Origin of the sequence: Streptacidiphilus carbonis (genome assembly GCF_000787775.1) — a bacterium.
Lineage (GTDB): Bacteria > Actinomycetota > Actinomycetes > Streptomycetales > Streptomycetaceae > Streptacidiphilus > Streptacidiphilus carbonis.
This window is the reverse complement of sequence record NZ_BBPM01000005.1, coordinates 133,378-150,688: the sequence shown is the minus strand read 5'-3', so window position 1 is coordinate 150,688 and position 17,311 is coordinate 133,378. Positions and strand designations below refer to the sequence as shown.

The window sequence follows — 17,311 nt, the reverse complement described above, 5'->3', positions numbered from 1 at the left end:
TCCGGCCCGGTCACAGCCCCTCGGCTGCGAGCTCTCTGACGGTGGCGACGGTGTCGGCGTCGGCTGGGCCCTTGTCGTCGCGGTAGCGCAGTACCCGGGCGAAGCGCATGGTCAGTCCGGCCGGGTAGCGGGGGCTGCGCTGCAGGCCGTCGATGGCGACCTCGACCACGAGCTCGGGCCGGACGTAGACGGTCCAGTCGTCCCGGCGGACCTCGCGCAGCAGCAGTTCACGGGTCTGGAAGGCGAGGATCTCGTCGGTGAGGCCCTTGAAGGTCTTGCCGAGCATGACCCAGTCGCCGGTGCCCTCCGGCAGCCCCGGCGCGCCGTCCGCCCGTGCCCCCAGATGCAGGTTGCTGAGCCATCCGCGGCGGCGGCCGCTTCCCCACTCGGCGGCCAGCACCACCAGGTCCAGGGTGTGCCGCGGTTTGACCTTGATCCATCCGGCGCCCCGGCGGCCGGCCGCGTAGGGCGCGTCGGGTTCCTTGACGACGACGCCCTCGTGGCCGTGGGCGAGCGAGTCGCGGAAGAACGCACGGGCCGCGTCGTCGTCGGCGGTGACCAGCCGGGGCACCAGCAGCTCCGGCGGTACGGTCGCCGCCAGGGTGTCGTTGCGGTGCTGCGCGGGCGCGTCCAGCAGATCGGTGCCGTCCAGGTGGAGCAGGTCGAAGAAGAAGACGCTCAGCGGGACCTCGGCGCGCAGCGTCTCGGTGTCCTTGCGGGAGGCGGTGCGCGCGGCGGTGACCTGGAAGGGCCGGGGCCGCCCGTCCGGGCCCAGGGCCAGGGCCTCGCCGTCGAGGACGAGCGAGCGCACCGGCAGCGCCCGCACCGCCTCCACGATCTCGGGTACGCGGGCGGTGATGTCGTCCAGACTGCGGGTGTAGACGCCGATCCGGTCGCCGTCCCGGTGCACCTGCACCCGGATGCCGTCGAGCTTCCACTCCAGCGCGGCGGGCCTGATGCGTTCCATGGCGGAGGCGACGTCCGGTGCGGAGGCGGCCAGCATCGGCCGTACCGGCCGGCCCAGTTCCAGGCCGAAGGCGCGCAGTTCGGCCGAGCCTCCGGTCATCGCCGCATCGGCGACCGCAGCCGCCGATCCCCGGAACATCAGCGCCCGGCGGACGTCCGCCACGGGAACCCCCGCAGCTCTGGCGACGGCGTCGCCCATGACGGCGTCCAGCGCGCCCTGCCGCAGCTCGCCGCCCAGCACCGCACGCAGGAAGGCCTGCTCCTCGGGCGTGGCCCGGGAGAAGAGGTCGTCGAGCATCCGGTGGCGCTCGGCCTGGGATCCGGGCCCCTGCAGTTCGGCGATGGCCTGCAGGGCCTGTTCGGTCTCCGCGATCCCCAACTGCGGTTGCTGCGCGGCCGGGGGCAGGTCGCGCAGCGCCGCCGGTCCCACACCGACCCGCATCCGACGCGACTCGCCGGACAGCAGGACGACCGCGGCGTGCCGGTCGGCCGGTTCGAGCCCGCGGAGCAGATCGGCGAGTAGCGCGATCTTGGCGTTGCGGGCCGGCTCGGCAGCGGTGTCCCGCGAGACTGCGGCTACCTGGTGAAGCTGCATGGCCCCCATTGTGTCCCGGCCGGGCCGGAGCCGCCCGGGCGTCGTGCCGGCCCGGCCGGCCGGCGGCGCTTTCGGGACCGGTGGCGGGGCCTGGCTCGGCCGGCACGGGGAAGGCGTCGGCCATGGGCCTTGAGGACTGGATGCTGGCAGCGGCCGAGCGCGGCAACCCCTCCACCGGGATCGACGCCCGGCGACCGGACGGCGCCGCGTGGAGCCGGGGCAACACCGTGCGTCCGCTGGTGCACGGCCGCAGCTATTTCGCCGCGCTCCTCGACGCCGTACGCGCTCAGCGACGCGGTGACCTGCTGCTGTTCACCGACTGGCGCGGCGACCCGGACGAACCGCTGGACGGTGCGGACTCCGTGGGCGAGGCGTTGTGCCGCGCGGCGGAGCGCGGGGTGGTGGTCAAGGGCCTGGTGTGGCGCTCGCACCTGGACCAGTTCCAGTTCAGTGAGCGGGAGAACCGGCATCTGGGTGAGGAGATCGAGGCGGCCGGTGGCGAGTGCCTGCTGGACATGAGGGTGCGGCCCGGCGGTTCGCACCACCAGAAGTTCGTCGTGCTGCGCCATCCCGGCCGCCCGGAGTGCGATGTCGCCTTCGTCGGCGGCATCGACCTGTGCCACAGCCGCCGGGACGACGCCCGCCACTTCGGCGATCCGCACGCCCAGCCGATGTCGGCCGCCTACGGCCGGCGGCCTCCGTGGCACGACCTCCAACTGGCGGTCCGCGGGCCGGCTGTCGGCGACATCGAGGCGGTTTTCCGTGAGCGCTGGCAGGACCCGTCCCCGCTCAGCCGCAGCCTCGCCGGCCGGATCCGCCAGGCAGTGGACCGCCAGGACACCGTCGCGGACCCGCTGCCGCCCCAGCTCCCCGACCCTGCTCCCGTGGCCGGCGGACAGCACGCCGTGCAGTTGCTGCGGACCTACCCGGCCCTGCGCCACGGCTACCCCTTCGCCCCGCGCGGCGAGCGCAGCGTCGCCCGCGGCTACCGCAAGGCCCTGGCCCGGGCGCGGTCGCTGATCTACCTGGAGGACCAGTACCTGTGGTCGGCCCCGGTCGTGGCGGGTTTCGCCGCGGCGCTGGCCCGCGAGCCCGGCCTGCGGATGATCGCCGTCGTCCCGCTCCTCCCCGACCAGGAGGGCCGGTTGACCGGGCCGATGAATCTGCTGGGACGGATCGAGGCACTGCGGCTGCTGCGAGGCGCCGGCGGAGAGCGCTTCGCGGTGTACGGGGTGGAGAACCACGCCGGGACACCGGTCTACGTCCACGCGAAGGTCTGTGTCATCGACGACGTGTGGGCCGCGGTGGGCTCCGACAACATCAATCGCCGCTCCTGGACCCATGACTCGGAACTGAGCTGCGTCGTGCTGGACAGCGCCCCGGATCCCCGCGAACCGCTGGACCCGGCCGGCCTGGGCGACCGGGCCCGGGTCTTCGCCCGGGACCTGCGGCTGACTTTGGGCCGCGAGCACTTGGACCTGGGCGGTGCAGGAAGCGGCGGCGGACCCGACGTCGGCGGCGGTGACGAGGCCGCCAAGGTGCTGTGCGACCCGGCCGCTGCCTTCCGCGCCTTCGCCGACTCGGCCGCGGCCCTCGACGCCTGGCACGCGGCCGGGCGCACCGGCCCGCGCCCGCCCGGACGGCTGCGCCGCTACGGCGACCCGCGGCTCTCGCGCACGGCGACGCTGCTGAGCACTCCGCTGCAACGGCTCATCGCCGATCCGGACGGCCGCCCGCGCGCGATGCGGCGGGCTGGCGAATTCTGAGAGGGTGCAGAGGAAGTTCAGGCGGGGTGACCGGGTTCGAGGTTCCGGACGGCGGAGTAGGTGAGCTGCCCGCGTGCCGGGGACGCCGATCCGCCGCTCTCCAGTGGGGCGAGCAGGTGTCCGACATGGTCCCCGCCGTCGAAGCGCTGCTCGATGCGGCCCTCGAACCAGGCGGTGACATGGCAGAGCACCGGCGCCCCGCCGGGCCCCGGCTGCCAGGGCGCCGACGCGAACTTGTCCGCGCCCTGATCGGCGGTCAGGCATCCGAACAGCGCGGCCAGCCCTTGCTGGTCGGGACCCAGGAGATGGACCGCCAGCACGTCGGTCCGGGCCGCCACTTCAGTGGTGTGGTTCTCCTTGGAGAGCCACACCAGGAAGCGGGGCGGGTTGATCGAACACTGGGAGGCAAAGCCCACCAGGCAGCCCGAGGGGCGGCCGTCGGCACTCGCGGTGACCACGTACATGGGGTAGTCCAGCGCGTTGGTGAAGTCGTCGAACGACGCCATGGCCGCCAGGCCCTACTGCGCGTTCCGGTGTTCGCCCGAACGGTCCACGTGCATGAGATGTCTCCGTCCGACTGTCGTTCGCGTCGTTCGCGTCGGCGCCCGGTGCGGCGGCTGCTCGCGGCCGCGGCGGTGCACCGGGTGACGCATTCCCGGGATCCAACCGGAAAAACCGGACAGCTTCCGCCGTGAGGCGGCGAACGCCGCGCGTCTGCGCCGACGTGATCGGGGTAGCCACCCAGTGAGCGACGCGAAGGAGAAGTGCTGATGGATGCTGCAGAACGGACAGTTTCGGATCACGGACCCGACACCTCGCACGCCCCGATCGCAGAGCTGGTCGCGCGCGCCACCGAGCAGACGTCCCGGCTGGTGCGGGAGGAGCTGCGGCTGGCGCAGGTGGAGATGACGGAGAAGGGCAAGGCCTTCGCCCTGGGCGCGGGCCTGTTCGGCGGCGCCGGCGTGCTGGCCGGGCTCGGGGCGGCGACGCTGGTGGCTGCGGCCGTCGCAGCGCTGGCGCTGGTCGTGCCGGTATGGGCGTCGGCGCTGATCGTGGCCGCCGCCTTGTTCCTGGTCGCGGCCGGACTCGGCGTGGCGGGCAGGCGGGAGACGGCTCGGGCGGTGCCGGTCGCCCCGGAGCAGGCCGTGACCGGTCTGCGGACCGATGTGGCCACTATCAAGGAGAGCGCGAAACGATGACCGACGGACCCGAGGACAGGAAGAGCACGCCGACTGCGCAGGAACTGCAGGCGATGGTCGAGGGCACCCGCGAGGAACTGGGGGAGACGGTGCAGGAGATCGCCGCCAGAGCCCACGTCAGGGCGCGGGCCAAGGACAAGAGCAACCAGATCAAGGCCGATCTGGCGGAATCGGTGGCCGAGGCCGGCACACAGGTCCGCGAGGGCGCGGCCGAGGTGCTGCACGCGGTTCAGGAGAACGTCGCCGACCCTGTGCGGGAGAAGGCGGCGAGCGCTGCCGCGGCGGTCCAGCACGGGGGTTCCGCGGTCGCGGCGAAGGTGCGCGAGAACACGCCGGAGACGGTCGCGGCCAAGGCCGACCAGGCAGCGGAAGCGGTGCGGCGACGTCCCCGCGCGGCGATCGCTGCGGCGGTCGCGGCCGCGGCCGTGTTGGTCGCGCTCCGTCGCCGGAGGCGCCGGTGAACGCCGCCAAGATCGCCTACAAGCCGGTCGGTCTGGTCCTGGGAGCGGTCGGCGGCGTGATCGCCGGAGCGGCGTTCAAGCAGCTGTGGAAGGCCATCGGACACGACGACGATGCCCCCGATGCCACTGACCGCGATCGCGGGTGGCAGGAGATCCTGCTCGCCGCGGCGCTGCAGGGCGCCGTCTTCGCGGTGGTCAAAGCCGCGGTCGACCGCGGCGGAGCGACGGCCGTGCAACGCCTGACCGGCGTCTGGCCCGGTTAGAGAGGCGTGTGCGGACGCCGTGCCCGGCTGACGGATGAGGGGCGGTCAGGCTGCGTCCGGCGGCCTCCACCGGAAAGGCTGGGGGAGGCCGGTCCGGGCGGTGTTCAGGTGTGCAGATAGCTGTTCCGGCCGTTGTGGCCGTCGGCGTCGGCCTCGTCGAACCAGTAGTCGCCGTATGCCAGGTAGCGGAATTCGAACCGCCCATCGTTGGGAAGGGCGACCTTCACCGCGCGACTGCCGTCCGGACGGGCGCTCAGCGCGTGGCTCCCCGGCCGCCAGTCGTTGAAGTCGCCCACCACGCTCACCTGCTCGGCCGGATGGTCTGGAGGCAGAACGAATGTGATCTCGGTCCGGGCCTTGCGGACACTGCGCTCCAGCATGATGCTGCACCTCCACGTCGGGGGGAATCCTTCCGATGATCCTCGCTCGCATTCCTGGCGTCGGCCTCCTGCAGAGGTGGCGTGCGCGGCGAATTCACTCCGCCGGCCCCTACCCGGGGGCCGGGTCTGGGCTCGGCACAGGTTGCCGACGGCCCGGGCGATGACCAGCAGGGACGTCAGCAGCGGGTGCTTGTCGAAGATCCACGGCCCGCTGTCGACGACGATGTACGCCGGCCGCTGTCTCGAACGCGCCTTCAACTCGCTTCCGACGCACGGTTGGTGGTATGCCGGGCCACCAAGGCCGAGAAGTCCGCAGCAGCCGGCGCGCCGGCGCAGACCCCTGCCGGGAGGCGGGCCCCCGGCACCGTGCCCGCCGCGAGGGCGGCATCGGCGCCCTACCGGACCTGATCGAGGTTGTCTGACCGCTCCCGGCGATCCAGTGACGCACGGTGATGCGGAGCTGCGGACATGTCGGCGTGGCTGTCTGGGGCAGCGGAGTCCCGATTGGGGCCGTCAGCCCTCTGGCCTGCGGGAACAGTCGTGCATAGGTCACTCGTTCGGGGGCATGTGAGGGCCAGGAGGATGATGACTATGGGTGCACTGCTTCTGGTTCTGCTGCTCGCCCTGATCCTGGGCGGCGTGGGTTTCGCGGTACATGTTCTGTGGTGGGTCGCGCTCGCGGTCCTGGTGCTGTGGCTGCTGGGTTTCGCGTTCCGCGGGGTGAGTTCCGGCGGTTCGCGAGGTCGCTGGTACCGCTGGTAAGCGGCAGTACCGATCACTCAGGGGGTCGGCGGCCGAAGGGCTGCCGACCCCTTCGACATGCTTGTTCGGGCGGTCCGTGTCGGAAGAACCAGTTGATCGAGTCACGGGCAGTCCTGTGCCGCGAACACGCAGGCGTGGGCGGAGCGTGCGCAGTCGGCGCAGCGTTTCAAGGACGAGTCACGTCGGCCTGCGACGACCGGCTGGATCGGCCGGGCTGTGGTCCGGGCGTCCGAAGGCTTCGCAGTGGGTGCACGGACACTGTGCTCCCGAACCGACTGAATCTATCTCGACCGGAGTAGTTTTACGCGTCCAGTTCCTCTATGATTTTGTCGCCGCCGACCGGGTGCGGAACATGTGGACCAGGATGAGGCTCAGCGGAATCGGCTCTGGTTCCACGAGGGGCCGCCTGCGGGAGCACCGCGCCGGACGGTGGGGATTCGCCCGTACCGACTCGATCGCCAGGAGTTGGCCATGCCGCTGATCAACCCTTCTGAGCTGCGCCGTCTGGTCGCCGCACTCGATGCCCTGGAAGGATCCCCGGGCAGCGAGGAGACACTTCGTCGGCGAGAGGACCTGCACTACACGCTGTGCGTATCCATGGGCATACGCGAGCCCGCCCAGGCAGTGGAGCAGGCTCGCCGCCTGCTCGCCCCCGGTCGGGACAGCCTGTCCGCCGCTGCTTGACCGAGCATTCGGAGCCGAGATGCCCTATCCAGGGCGGGGTGGATGATCACATCATCCCGGGCAAGAAAATCTATCCCGGCTGCAGTAGACATTGCCCGCGTCCGTGCGTAGTGTTCTCTGTGTAGCCAAGCAGTCCGAAGGGCGCGGCAGACACGAACTGGCGCGCAGGGCAGGTGGGAACGGTTGCGGAGTCGTTGGGGCCGGTCAGGTTGCCGGTGGGCCCCAGGGCTGGTGACCGGGCCCGGCGGCCGAACAGGGCCGCTGCGGGAACGCCGTTCCCGAAGATCGCAGTACCGCAGTGCACGGTAGAGATTCCAGCGAAGTTACGAGAGGAGCCCCGCCATCAGGATCGCCCGACCCTGCAATCAGGTCGGGTACCAGGAAAAGCCCTTTGTTCGATTGGAAGGTGATTCCCGGTCATACAGCTGCGATCCCCCGCACAGCCCCGACCCCCCAGGGGCAGGGTGCGGAACATGTAGCCCGGCGACCACGCCGGTGGATGGTGTTGTTTCCCTCCGGGGCCCTGGCGCGCGGTTCGGCGCCGGGGCCCCTCGACGCGTTCCCTGATCCTTTGAGAAGTACGACAAACAGAGGTGCCATGACTTCCAGCAACCAACCCGGATCGACAGACCGGCTGGATGACGACGACTATCCGGCCTACACCATGGGCCGCGCGGCCGAGATGATCGGTGCCACCCCCGGATTCCTCCGTGCCATCGGCGAAGCCGGACTGATCACCCCGCTGCGGTCCGAGGGCGGACACCGCCGCTACTCCAAGTACCAGCTGCGCATTGCCGCCCGTGCCCGCGACCTGGTGGGCCAGGGGACGGCGATCGAAGCCGCGTGCCGCATCGTCATCCTTGAGGACCAGCTGGAAGAGGCACTGCGCGTCAACGAGCAGATGCGCGCCGAGCGCTCCGACGCCCCCTGAGAGCCGGTAGCGCGGCAGCGCGCACCCCCGACGCGGGCGCGCGCCGGCGCTGTCGAGAATCTGCTGCTCCGCCATTGGCGGGCATGGACGCGGCGGTAGCGGGCACGGGCCCTGCACAGCCGGGTACGACGACGCATCCACCGCGACGCATCGAGGGAAGGGCTCACCGATGACCACCACCGCCACCGTACGGACGACGACGTCGGCAGTGCACTCCGCAGGCGTTCCGGCCCCCGCGCCCGCGATGGCTGCCCGAACCGCGGCCGTGTACTTCCCTGAGCTGGATCTGTCGGATCCCGCTTCGGTCAGTGCTGTGGACGCGCGGGCGATGTCGAAGGTGCTGTTCGCGCGACTGGGCGTGCTGGAGGAAGGGACGCACGAGTACCAGTACGTGCGCAACACACTGATCGAGCTGAACATGGCCCTGGTCAGGTTCGCCGCCCGCCGCTATGAGGCGCGCAGTGAGCCGATGGAGGACATCGTGCAGGTCGGCACCGTCGGCCTGATCAAGGCCATCGACCGGTTCGACCCGGGCTACGGGGTCGAGTTCACCACTTTCGCGCTGCCCACGATCACCGGGGAGATCAAGCGGTTCTTCCGCGACACCAGTTGGGCCGTCCACGTGCCGCGGCGCCTGCAGGAACTGCGCCTGGTGCTGGCGAAGGCCACCGACGTGCTGGCGGGCCGGCTGGGGCGGGCTCCCACCGTGGCCGAGCTCGCGGCCCACCTGGACCTGGAGGAGGACGAGGTGCGTGAGGGCCTGGTGGCTGCGAACGGCTACAGCCCCAGCTCCATCGACGCCACCGCGCCGGGGGCTGATGAGGACGAGGACGGGGCGTCGTTCGCCGGCCGGCTGGGCGAGGTCGACTCGCGTCTGGAGAGTGTGGAGAACCTCACCGCGCTCAAGCCCGTCATCGCGGCGCTGCCCGAGCGCGACCGTCTGATCCTGTCCATGCGGTTCGTGCAGGACATGACGCAGTCCGAGATCGGGGCCCAGCTGGGCCTGTCCCAGATGCACGTCTCCCGCCTGCTCGCCCGCACCCTGGCGAAGCTGCGCACCACCCTGGAGGAGTGAACGCCGGGGGAGGCCTCGCCGCTCGACGCAGAGGGGCGATCCGTTCTTCGAGGCCCGGGCCCAGCGGCCCTTCCTGGACTGGGCCGAGAAGAGCCTGCTCCCCGCCCTGTGCGACCACTGAGCCCGCGACGGGGGCCGTGGCCGGTATCGACTCATATACATTTCATTGAGCCGAAGGTTGCGACACGACGCAGAAGGCGCGGGAGACGGGGACGCCGCGCCCGTAGAACTGTCAGGATCGCCAGGTGCAGGTCTGGCGCCCTTGGTCGCTGATCGCCCGTCGGGACGCGGCAGACAGCACGGATGCGTGATCAACACTGGGGAGCAGCGGCGCGATGCCGGTCAAGGACGAACGCCCCGACAGCAGTCACCGGGAGCCGCACCGCCAGGACAGCGGCGCTCGGCTCAACTGGCTGCGGGCTGCTGTACTGGGGGCCAACGACGGCATCGTGTCCACGGCCGGGCTGGTGATCGGTGTCGCCGGCGCGACCAGTTCCACCCGGGCACTGCTCACCGCCGGCCTGGCCGGACTCCTCGCGGGCTCGCTGTCGATGGCCGCTGGCGAGTACGTGTCGGTCAGCACGCAACGCGACGCCGAGAAGGCCACCTTGGACGTGGAGCGCGCCGAACTGGCCGACGACCCCGACGCCGAGTTGGCCGAACTGGCCGGCCTCTACCAGGCCAAGGGCCTGAGCGCGGCACTGGCCCACCGGGTCGCCGAGGAGCTCACCGCCCACGACGCGCTGGGCGCCCACGCCGAGACCGAACTGGGCCTGGACCCCGAGCAGCTCACCAATCCCTGGCACGCCGCAGGGGCCAGCGCCGTCTCCTTCGCCGTAGGAGCCCTGCTCCCGCTCCTGGCGATCGTTCTGCCTCCCGCGTCCGTCCGCCTGTTCATCACCGTGGGAGCTGTGCTGCTCGCCCTGGCGGCCTGCGGTTGGACCAGCGCCCGATTCGGCCGTGCGCCGGTCCGCCCCGCCGTGCTGCGCAACGTCCTGGGCGGCGCCCTGGCGATGGCGGTGACCTACGGAGCCGGCGCGCTGCTGGGCCACTCCGGCACCTGATGCCCGGCCTGCACGGTGATTGCGGAGAGCCGGTCCAGTGGAACCCGACCCGCTGGTCCCCGTGTGCCGAGTTCGCCGGGCGGCTGGGAGACTGGCGGCTGTGACATATTCCGATCTTGCTCGCCGCATCCATGCCGTATCCCACCTGACCGGGCAGTTCACGCTCCGGTCCGGGCGAACTGCGAGCGAGTACTTCGACAAGTACCGGTTCGAGGCCGACCCGGTGCTGCTGGACGAGATCGCCCGGCAGTTGGCCCCGCTGGTGCCGTCCACGACCGAGGTGCTGGCGGGCCTGGAGATGGGCGGCATCCCGGTGGTGACCGCGCTCGGTCGTCACACCGGTCTGCCGTGCGCGTTCGTGCGCAAGCAGGCCAAGCCGTACGGTACGTGCCGGCTGGCCGAGGGCGCGGAGGTGGCCGGTCGCCGGGTGCTGGTCGTCGAGGATGTGGTCACCAGCGGCGGGCAGATCGTCCTGTCGACGGCTGACCTGCGTGGCCTGGGGGCCGTGGTGGACCGGGCCCTGTGCGTGATCGACCGTCAGCAGGGCGGTGCCGAAGCCCTCGCGGCACAGGGCATCGGTTTGCTGTCGTTGCTGACGGCCGACGACCTGCGTGCCGCGATGGCCTGACGTCGGACGGCGGACGGCGGCAGTCCGCAGCGCTTGTGGAGACGGGGGCCCCGTGCACCGGCTCGTGCACGGGGCCCGCTGACGTCACCGATCGCCGCTAGTCGACCCTGCCCAGGCCGGACTGGACGTCGTCGAAGTTCATCACCGGGATGAATTCCACCTTGGCGCCGAGCTCCCGGAAGAACGGTTCGGCGACACTGGGAATGTCGGACGCCTGCTTCAGATCGAAGACGATGAAGGCTGTCCGGCATCCCTCCTTGGCCCCGAAGTACGCGGCCTCCGGCTGAAGGGCCCCGATCGCCGCCTTCATGATCTCCGGCAGCGTCTTGTCCTTGATCGCCTGGTTGCCCTTGTCCGTGTCCATCTGGGCGGTAAGCAGAACCCGCATGTCACATCCCACTTTCAGTTGCTGTAGCGGCACCCCTGTGCCGTCAGTCCAAGGCTCTTCGGGATGCGCCGGGTTCGCCTTCCGGGAGGTCCGTTGGTGTGCGGGGGCGTCGGTTCAGTGATGCCGCAGGGTGAGCCTGCGATGGGTGGTGGGCACTGTCGTGCGGGGCGTCGAGGCCGTGGCACCTTCCGTGGCCGTGCTCGTCATCCTGCTGCCGATCATGAAGCCGAGGATCGTCATCCAGATCGGCAGGGCCAGAAACGCGATGAAGCCGAGGCCGCCGATGACCGGGAGCACTCCGATCACGATCGAGAGCCAACCGAGCCAGGCGGGCAGGACCGCTTCGGTCAGGATCGCCGCTCCTGTCGCGAGCGCCAGGACGGAGACGCCGACGAAGACGGCGATCTGGTTGTTCTGGTCGATGAAGTTCATGGTCCGCACGATGTCGGTGCGGTTGTTGTGGGCAGCCTGGATCAGCACGAAGTGCGAGATCCCGATGGCGGCGAATGCGCCGATGAAGAGGACGCCGCCCATGAACGCGGTGGTGGGCATCCAGGCGTGGCCGCCGTCGCCCTTGGTGAGAGCGATCCGTAGCGCGCTGATGAAGAACGCCAGGAGAACCAGGCCGGCGCCGATGACGTAGATGCCGGCGAGAGCGGCGGAGCCGTGGGCCTGGTAGTAGGCGGTGACCGTGGCGGCCGAGGCGTTCTGGTTCGGCGCGTTGGGCGCAAGGACGAAGAAGCCCAGAACCATGGTGACCAGGAAGGCGAGCGCGAGCGGACCCATCCACCGCGCCATGCGTTCGTTGCTCATGGCGACATCCCTTCGATGTTGCCGTAGGTCGTGACACGCGGGGCGTACGTTGCCACTGCGGAGACGGCATGCGGGCCTGCAGTTTTTGTGATAAAGGCGATATAAGCATGTCATTTCGCGCATTTCGGCGCCAGCCCAACCATGACCCGCCCGGTGCTGATCGAACTCACCGATTCCGGGACCGCGGGGCGTGCCGGACGCACTCCTGCCCATGACGCAGGCGTCATGGGCAGGAGTGCGGAGCCGTCGAGGTGCTTGTCGGTGCGCGGGATCAGTAGCCGCTGCTGCCGTAGGCGATGTTCTCGAAGGCGCCGTAGGTGGCGTTCGCGTAGCGGACTGCGGCGACGATGTTGTCGACCGGGTTCATGATGTCCGTGTGGCCGGACACCGCGTAGCTGTCGAACGTCGGCTGGATCACCTGCATCAGGCCCTCGGACGGGGTGCCTGCGGCCGCGTTGGAGTCCCAGTTGTTGACGGCGTTGGGGTTGCCGCTGGACTCCGTCATGGCCCGGGCGCTGATGGCGGCGGCCGACGGCACGTGGTCGCCGTGCGCGGAGAGGATGCTCTGGGCCTCCGCGATCCAGCCGGACAGGTTGTTGGCATAGGTCGGGGTGGCGGCGGCAGCCCGTGCGGCGGCGGCAGCCCGCGCGGCGGCGGCAGCCTTCGCGGCCGCGGCGGCCTGCGCTGCCGCCCTGGCCTTGGCGGCAGCCTCGGCCTGTGCCTTCGCCTGTGCGGCGGCCTGTGCTGCAGCCTTGGCCTTGGCGGCGGCCTCGGCCTGTGCCTTCGCCTGTGCGGCGGCCTTCGCCTTGGCGGCCGCAGCAGCCGCGGCCTGTGCCTTCGCCTTGGCGGCGGCCTGTGCGGCGGCCTGTGCCTTCGCCTTGGCAGCCGCTGCTGCGGAGGCCGAGGCGTCGGCGGACGGCACCTGGAGCGTCGCGCGCTGCTCGGAGCGGTTCGCCGTGTCGGTGGTCGGGCGCGCGGCGGCGGTACCGGTGCTCGCCGCTGCTGTCGTGTGGGAGGTGCCTGAATCGCTGCCCGTGAAGGCGACGGCGGTGCCCGTGCCGGTACCGGCGACGATCAGGGTGGCGACGAGGCCCGCGGTGAGCCGCTTGTTGAGGCGCACAGCGGCGACGCGCTGGTTGAAACGGGCGAGCGAAGGCTGGATGCGGTGGCGCATGGAACTCCGATGTCGACGGGGTTGCCCAGGGCCGAGGGCACACCGGACCGCGCGCTCGCCAAAGGCGTCGCTACAGCGGGTGGGCCGCTCGGCAGCTTCGGGACTGGCCCGACCGAGCATGGGAGCGGGTTGGCGGCGAGATTCTCCGACGCTCGGTGCGCCGTTCGCCTCGCTCCCGGCAGGTCTCTCTGTCGCCTGCCTCGAGCACCGTCACACAGGCTTCACTTACGGAGCAAGAAATTCCGCTTGAAAGTGCGACACGCCACACTCAAACCGTGACCTGCGTCTCAATTAGCCTGAGCAGCACGGATATTCGCCCACAAAAGGGATGTTTGTCCGAATTGGGTGTGCGGTGAACTCGCTCTGCGGGCGGCCGTATAGCTCCCAGCTGGTGATCCGGTCGGAGTCGTCGACCGGGAATAACGCGGCGTTGTCGACCCCGCCCGGAGGGCTGCCCCGGCTGCACCGGCAGAGCCTGATGCCCCGGGCCCAGCCGTGATGGCGCACCGCCTCGCCCTGCGCCCGGGCTGGGTCAGCCGTGCGCGCGCAGGGCTCCGGGATGCGCCGTCACAGCCGCTGAATCCCTCGCGCCGTACGCCATCTGACGATACGTCAGGTCGGTTTGCCGCCGCGCCGGGCCGCTACGGGGTGTGGATGTACTGGTCGGCCCAGGCGCTGATGATGTGGGCGGCTCGCTGTGCCTGTCCTCGGGCGGTCAGGAGGTGGTCCGCGCCTTCGAGCGAGACGAAACTCTTCGGATGGCGCGCCTCGCGGAAAATCTCCCCGGCGTTGGCGATGTCGACCGTGTCGTCGGTCGGCGAGTGCAGGACGATCAGCGGCAGGTCCAGCTCGCGGATCCGGTCGCGGAGACGGGCCTGGCGTACGTCGTCCACGAAGGCGCGCTTGAGCACCAGGGTCCTGCCGCCCACGAACCACTCGTGCGACCCCTCGCTGAGCACACGGTCGACCACCGCGTCGTACTGCCGCTCGACGTGGCTGGGGTCGGCGGGCGCCCCGATGGTGGCGACCGCGCGGACGCCGGTCGCCTCGGCGGCTGCGGCGATGGCGGCGGCGCCGCCCCAGGAGTGCCCGACCAGCAGGTCCGCCGGCGTTCCCCGCTCCGCCATCAGCGCTGCCGCGCGGATGGTGTCCTGGACCTTGACCGTGAAGGACCCGTCGCCCCAGTCGCCGTCGGAGTCCCCGACGCCGAGGTTGTCGTAGCGCAGCATGCCGATCCCCTCGCGGGCCAGCTGCTTGCTGACGCGCGAGGCGGCCGGCGAGTTGCGACCGAGCGTGAACCCGTGCACGAAGACGCCCCAGCCCCGGACCTCGCCTTCCGGCAGGTCGATCGAGCCGGCCAGTTCGGGGCCGACGACGCTCTTGAACCTCACTTGTTCGGGCACGCTGTGATCACTCCGGTTGAACTGTTCGCGGGGCTGGGGCTGCAGGCTGGGGGCTGACGGGAGGACCGGCCGTGTCAGCGGGTCGGCTCGGAGGCGGCGAGCAGCGCGGACAGCTCGTCGGCGAGGCGCGGGCCGAGCCGGCCCCAGCCGTCCTTGTAGCCGTAGACTCCGGCCAGGGTGCGGGCCTCGTAGTCGCCGTTGAGGATCTCGATGTCGTCGGCGGTGATGAAACCCGGGTGGGCGACGCCGACCGCGCCGGAGACCTTCGACAGCTCCTTGCGCAGGGTGCGCAGGTAGACGGCGGCCCGGGTGGATTTCGACGCCGGGTCCAGGCCGCGGGCCAGCCACGGGTTCTGGGTGGCGATGCCGGTGGGGCACTTGTCGGTGTGGCACTTCTGCGACTGGATGCAGCCGATCGACAGCATCGCCTCGCGGGCCACGTTGATCATGTCGGCGCCCAGGGCGAAGGCGACGACGGCGTTCTCGGGCAGCCCGAGCTTCCCGGAGCCGATGAAGGTCAGCTCGTCGGTCAGCCCCAGCTCGGCGAAGGTGCCGTAGACCCGGGAGAAACCCATCCGGAACGGCAGCGACACCGAGTCGGCGAAGATCCGCGGCGCGGCCCCGGTCCCGCCCTCGCTGCCGTCGACGGTCACGAAGTCGACGCCGCGATCGCCGCGCTCCATCAGTGCGGCCAGCTCCTGCCAGAAGCCCATGTCCCCGACCGCGCTCTTGACTCCGACGGGCAGACCGGTCTCGGCGGCGAGCAGCTCGACGAAGTCGAGCATCGAGTCCACGTCCCCGAACGCGCTGTGCCGAGAGGGGGAGGCGCAGTCCTTGCCGACGGGGATGCCGCGGATCGCGGCGATCTCCGGGGTCACCTTGGCGCCCGGCAGCATCCCGCCCAGCCCCGGCTTGGCGCCCTGGGAGAGCTTGATCTCTATCGCCCTGACCGGGGCGCTCGCGACGACGTCCTTGAGTTTGTCGAGGTCGAAGCTGCCGTCCTCGTTGCGGCAGCCGAAGTACGCCGTGCCGATCTGCAGCACGACGTCGCCGCCGTTGCGGTGGTACGGCGACAGGCCGCCCTCGCCGGTGTTGTGCATCGCGCCCGCCAGCGCCGCCCCCTTGTTGAGGGCCGCGATGGCCGCGCCGGAGAGCGACCCGAAGCTCATCGCCGATATGTTCACCGCGCTGGCGGGCCGGAACGCCTTGGCGCGCCCCCGCGGGCCGCCCAGAACCTTGGCCGACGGCAGCAGTGCCTGCGGGTCGTGCGCGTCCGGCAGCGCGCCGGCGGCGAAGGTGCGCTGCTTGATGTAGGCGTGCCCCTGCACGTGCTCGACGTCGACCTCGGTGCCGAAGCCGAAGTAGTTGTTCTCCTCCTTCGCCGACGCGTAGATCCAGCTGCGCTGGTCCCGGCTGAAGGGGCGCTCCTCCTCGTTGGAGGTCACGATGTACTGGCGCAGTTCCGGCCCGATGGTCTCCAGCGCGTACCGGGCGTGCCCGATGACCGGGAAGTTGCGAAGCAGTGCGTGCCTCTTCTGGGCCAGGTCGCGGGCTGCCACCAGCGCCACTGCTGCCGCGGCGACCGCGCCGATCCTCCGGACGTGCATCAGTGTTTCCTCCTTGATGCACGGCTGCGCTGCCGTGCGGTGACGTCGTCGGGTCGTGCGGGAGCCAGGCCCTGGGGCGACGCGCACGGCTGACGGGCGTCGGCGCCCGTCGAACGATGCGAAAGGCATACTAGGAGGTCACGCCGACGGGCATGTGCCCAGGGTGCCGACCCGGGCTGCGGCGGCGGTCAGCGTTCTCCGGACCCTTGCGGGGCCTGGTCGGCGCCGAGCTCCCGGGCCAGGTCGCTCAGTGCGCGGCCCAGCGGCAGGTCCACCCGGACGTGGGCGTGCTGGTCCCCGCGCGTGGGGCCGTGGTTCACGATCGCCACCGGAAGGCCGGCCTTGGCAGCACGCCGCACGAAGCGCAGTCCGGACATGACGGTCAGCGACGATCCCAGCACCAGCAGTGCGCTCGCGGAATCGACCAGTTCGAAGCAGTGGTCGACCCGGTCCCGGGGGACGTTCTCGCCGAAGAACACCACGTCCGGCTTGAGCACCCCGCCGCAGGCGAGGCAGGGGACCACGCGGAAGGAGTCCACCTGTTCCGGTGCCAGGTCCACGTCGCCGTCGGGTCTGACCGCGGCAGCGGTCGCGTCCAGGACGCCGTTGGCCGCGTGCAGCCGCCGGTCCAGCTCCTCGCGGCTGGTGAGTTGCGCGCACTCCAGACAGACCACCCGGTCCAGGCCGCCGTGCAGCTCGACCGCGTCGGCGGTTCCGGCGGCCCGGTGCAGGCCGTCCACGTTCTGTGTGATCACCGCGCCGACGTGGCCGAGGGTCCGCAGGACCTGTACCGCACGGTGGCCGGCGTTCGGTTGCGCGCGGGCGATGGTTCGCCAGCCGATGTGGCTGCGCGCCCAGTAGCGGCGCCGGGCGTCCTGGTCGGACACGAACTCCTGGAACGTCATCGGCGTGTGGCGGCGCAGGCTGCCGGTGTCCCCGCGGTAGTCGGGGATGCCGGACTCGGTGGACAGCCCGGCCCCGCTCAGCACGGCCACGCCGCCCCGCGCCAGCAGGTCGCGGATCCGGGCCAGGCCCTCGGCGGGGGTGACGGCGGGAACGGGTGCGGCGGCGCCGGGCACGCCGGTGACGGGCCAGTCGACGATGGGGCGGGTGCGCATACCTGTCAGCCTACGACCGCTCCCGCTCCCGCCC

Annotated in this window: 19 protein-coding genes; 10 read left to right on the top strand and 9 right to left on the bottom strand. The window is 71.1% G+C overall.

Translation table 11 applies throughout. The features are described from left to right. Positions 1–10: 10 nt before the first annotated feature. Positions 11–1,561: an ATP-dependent DNA ligase gene (locus TR46_RS05755; protein ID WP_042394566.1), complete on the bottom strand. Its 1,551-nt coding sequence runs from the start codon at positions 1,559–1,561 to the stop codon at positions 11–13. 122 nt (positions 1,562–1,683) lie between these two features. Between TR46_RS05755 and TR46_RS05750 the strand changes: the two genes are divergently transcribed. Continuing rightward, entirely contained in the window at positions 1,684–3,327 is a 1,644-nt protein-coding gene (locus TR46_RS05750; RefSeq protein ID WP_042394563.1) for a phospholipase D family protein, read from the top strand. Positions 3,328–3,344: 17 nt separating this feature from the next. On the opposite strand, the gene TR46_RS05745 is transcribed toward TR46_RS05750, so the two are convergent. Further along, complete coding sequence (locus TR46_RS05745) at positions 3,345–3,833, bottom strand: flavin reductase family protein (protein ID WP_042394561.1); 489 nt, start codon at positions 3,831–3,833, stop codon at positions 3,345–3,347. 264 nt (positions 3,834–4,097) lie between these two features. On the opposite strand from TR46_RS05745, the gene TR46_RS05740 reads away from it, so the two are divergent. Genes TR46_RS05740 through TR46_RS05730 form a run of 3 tightly spaced genes read left to right on the top strand, consistent with a single transcriptional unit; the run spans position 4,098 to position 5,250 of the window. Continuing rightward, positions 4,098–4,526, top strand: coding sequence for a phage holin family protein (locus TR46_RS05740; RefSeq protein ID WP_042394557.1), 429 nt, complete (start codon positions 4,098–4,100; stop codon positions 4,524–4,526). Beyond that, the gene (locus tag TR46_RS05735; protein WP_042394554.1) at positions 4,523–4,987 is read left to right on the top strand and encodes a DUF3618 domain-containing protein; all 465 of its coding nucleotides are present in this window, start codon (positions 4,523–4,525) and stop codon (positions 4,985–4,987) included. Before TR46_RS05740 ends, TR46_RS05735 begins: the two co-directional genes overlap by 4 nt. Next, positions 4,984–5,250 (top strand): DUF4235 domain-containing protein, encoded by a 267-nt coding sequence (locus TR46_RS05730; RefSeq protein ID WP_042394550.1) that lies wholly within the window; start codon positions 4,984–4,986, stop codon positions 5,248–5,250. Before TR46_RS05735 ends, TR46_RS05730 begins: the two co-directional genes overlap by 4 nt. A gap of 104 nt (positions 5,251–5,354) precedes the next feature. On the opposite strand, the gene TR46_RS05725 is transcribed toward TR46_RS05730, so the two are convergent. Then, the gene (locus TR46_RS05725) at positions 5,355–5,630 is read right to left on the bottom strand and encodes an isoamylase early set domain-containing protein (protein WP_042394547.1); all 276 of its coding nucleotides are present in this window, start codon (positions 5,628–5,630) and stop codon (positions 5,355–5,357) included. A 591-nt stretch (positions 5,631–6,221) separates the two neighbouring features. On the opposite strand from TR46_RS05725, the gene TR46_RS05715 reads away from it, so the two are divergent. From TR46_RS05715 to pyrE, 6 genes are all read left to right on the top strand, one after another. Further along, a complete protein-coding gene (locus tag TR46_RS05715) occupies positions 6,222–6,392 on the top strand; it encodes a hypothetical protein (protein WP_042394540.1) in 171 nt (56 codons plus the stop codon). 471 nt (positions 6,393–6,863) lie between these two features. Then, entirely contained in the window at positions 6,864–7,076 is a 213-nt protein-coding gene (locus TR46_RS05710; protein ID WP_052432569.1) for a DUF5133 domain-containing protein, read from the top strand. Positions 7,077–7,674: 598 nt separating this feature from the next. After that, a complete protein-coding gene (locus tag TR46_RS05705; protein ID WP_042394537.1) occupies positions 7,675–8,007 on the top strand; it encodes a MerR family transcriptional regulator in 333 nt (110 codons plus the stop codon). A 169-nt stretch (positions 8,008–8,176) separates the two neighbouring features. After that, complete coding sequence (locus TR46_RS05700) at positions 8,177–9,082, top strand: RNA polymerase sigma factor SigF (RefSeq protein WP_152626310.1); 906 nt, start codon at positions 8,177–8,179, stop codon at positions 9,080–9,082. A 335-nt stretch (positions 9,083–9,417) separates the two neighbouring features. Then, positions 9,418–10,146 carry a VIT1/CCC1 transporter family protein gene (locus TR46_RS05695; RefSeq protein ID WP_042394534.1) on the top strand — a complete coding sequence of 243 codons (729 nt, stop codon included), beginning with the start codon at positions 9,418–9,420 and terminating at the stop codon, positions 10,144–10,146. A gap of 100 nt (positions 10,147–10,246) precedes the next feature. Next, complete coding sequence (pyrE, locus tag TR46_RS05690) at positions 10,247–10,774, top strand: orotate phosphoribosyltransferase (RefSeq protein WP_042394532.1); 528 nt, start codon at positions 10,247–10,249, stop codon at positions 10,772–10,774. Between the two features lie 97 nt (positions 10,775–10,871). On the opposite strand, the gene TR46_RS05685 is transcribed toward pyrE, so the two are convergent. From TR46_RS05685 to TR46_RS05660, 6 genes are all read right to left on the bottom strand, one after another. After that, on the bottom strand, positions 10,872–11,162 hold the full coding sequence (locus tag TR46_RS05685; protein WP_042394528.1) for a hypothetical protein: 291 nt from the start codon (positions 11,160–11,162) through the stop codon (positions 10,872–10,874). A gap of 114 nt (positions 11,163–11,276) precedes the next feature. Beyond that, positions 11,277–11,975, bottom strand: coding sequence for a hypothetical protein (locus TR46_RS05680; RefSeq protein WP_042394526.1), 699 nt, complete (start codon positions 11,973–11,975; stop codon positions 11,277–11,279). Between the two features lie 271 nt (positions 11,976–12,246). Next, entirely contained in the window at positions 12,247–13,149 is a 903-nt protein-coding gene (locus TR46_RS43545; RefSeq protein ID WP_052432568.1) for a lytic transglycosylase domain-containing protein, read from the bottom strand. A 641-nt stretch (positions 13,150–13,790) separates the two neighbouring features. Beyond that, positions 13,791–14,552 (bottom strand): alpha/beta hydrolase family protein, encoded by a 762-nt coding sequence (locus TR46_RS05670; RefSeq protein ID WP_042394521.1) that lies wholly within the window; start codon positions 14,550–14,552, stop codon positions 13,791–13,793. Positions 14,553–14,626: 74 nt separating this feature from the next. After that, entirely contained in the window at positions 14,627–16,159 is a 1,533-nt protein-coding gene (locus TR46_RS05665; protein WP_042394518.1) for an FMN-binding glutamate synthase family protein, read from the bottom strand. 188 nt (positions 16,160–16,347) lie between these two features. Then, on the bottom strand, positions 16,348–17,277 hold the full coding sequence (locus TR46_RS05660; protein ID WP_042394515.1) for an NAD-dependent protein deacetylase: 930 nt from the start codon (positions 17,275–17,277) through the stop codon (positions 16,348–16,350). Positions 17,278–17,311 lie beyond the last annotated feature (34 nt).

Coding starts and splice junctions, on each gene's coding strand:
- TR46_RS05685 (WP_042394528.1), bottom strand. CDS start 11,162: ATGCGGGTTCTGCTTACCGCCCAGATGGACACGGACAAGGGCAACCAG.
- TR46_RS05660 (WP_042394515.1), bottom strand. CDS start 17,277: ATGCGCACCCGCCCCATCGTCGACTGGCCCGTCACCGGCGTGCCCGGC.
- TR46_RS05725 (WP_042394547.1), bottom strand. CDS start 5,630: ATGCTGGAGCGCAGTGTCCGCAAGGCCCGGACCGAGATCACATTCGTT.
- TR46_RS05745 (WP_042394561.1), bottom strand. CDS start 3,833: ATGGCGTCGTTCGACGACTTCACCAACGCGCTGGACTACCCCATGTAC.
- TR46_RS05700 (WP_152626310.1), top strand. CDS start 8,177: ATGACCACCACCGCCACCGTACGGACGACGACGTCGGCAGTGCACTCC.
- TR46_RS05705 (WP_042394537.1), top strand. CDS start 7,675: ATGACTTCCAGCAACCAACCCGGATCGACAGACCGGCTGGATGACGAC.
- TR46_RS05755 (WP_042394566.1), bottom strand. CDS start 1,561: ATGCAGCTTCACCAGGTAGCCGCAGTCTCGCGGGACACCGCTGCCGAG.
- TR46_RS05695 (WP_042394534.1), top strand. CDS start 9,418: ATGCCGGTCAAGGACGAACGCCCCGACAGCAGTCACCGGGAGCCGCAC.
- TR46_RS05680 (WP_042394526.1), bottom strand. CDS start 11,975: ATGAGCAACGAACGCATGGCGCGGTGGATGGGTCCGCTCGCGCTCGCC.
- TR46_RS43545 (WP_052432568.1), bottom strand. CDS start 13,149: ATGCGCCACCGCATCCAGCCTTCGCTCGCCCGTTTCAACCAGCGCGTC.
- TR46_RS05715 (WP_042394540.1), top strand. CDS start 6,222: ATGGGTGCACTGCTTCTGGTTCTGCTGCTCGCCCTGATCCTGGGCGGC.
- TR46_RS05710 (WP_052432569.1), top strand. CDS start 6,864: ATGCCGCTGATCAACCCTTCTGAGCTGCGCCGTCTGGTCGCCGCACTC.
- TR46_RS05735 (WP_042394554.1), top strand. CDS start 4,523: ATGACCGACGGACCCGAGGACAGGAAGAGCACGCCGACTGCGCAGGAA.
- TR46_RS05740 (WP_042394557.1), top strand. CDS start 4,098: ATGGATGCTGCAGAACGGACAGTTTCGGATCACGGACCCGACACCTCG.
- TR46_RS05665 (WP_042394518.1), bottom strand. CDS start 16,159: ATGCACGTCCGGAGGATCGGCGCGGTCGCCGCGGCAGCAGTGGCGCTG.
- TR46_RS05750 (WP_042394563.1), top strand. CDS start 1,684: ATGGGCCTTGAGGACTGGATGCTGGCAGCGGCCGAGCGCGGCAACCCC.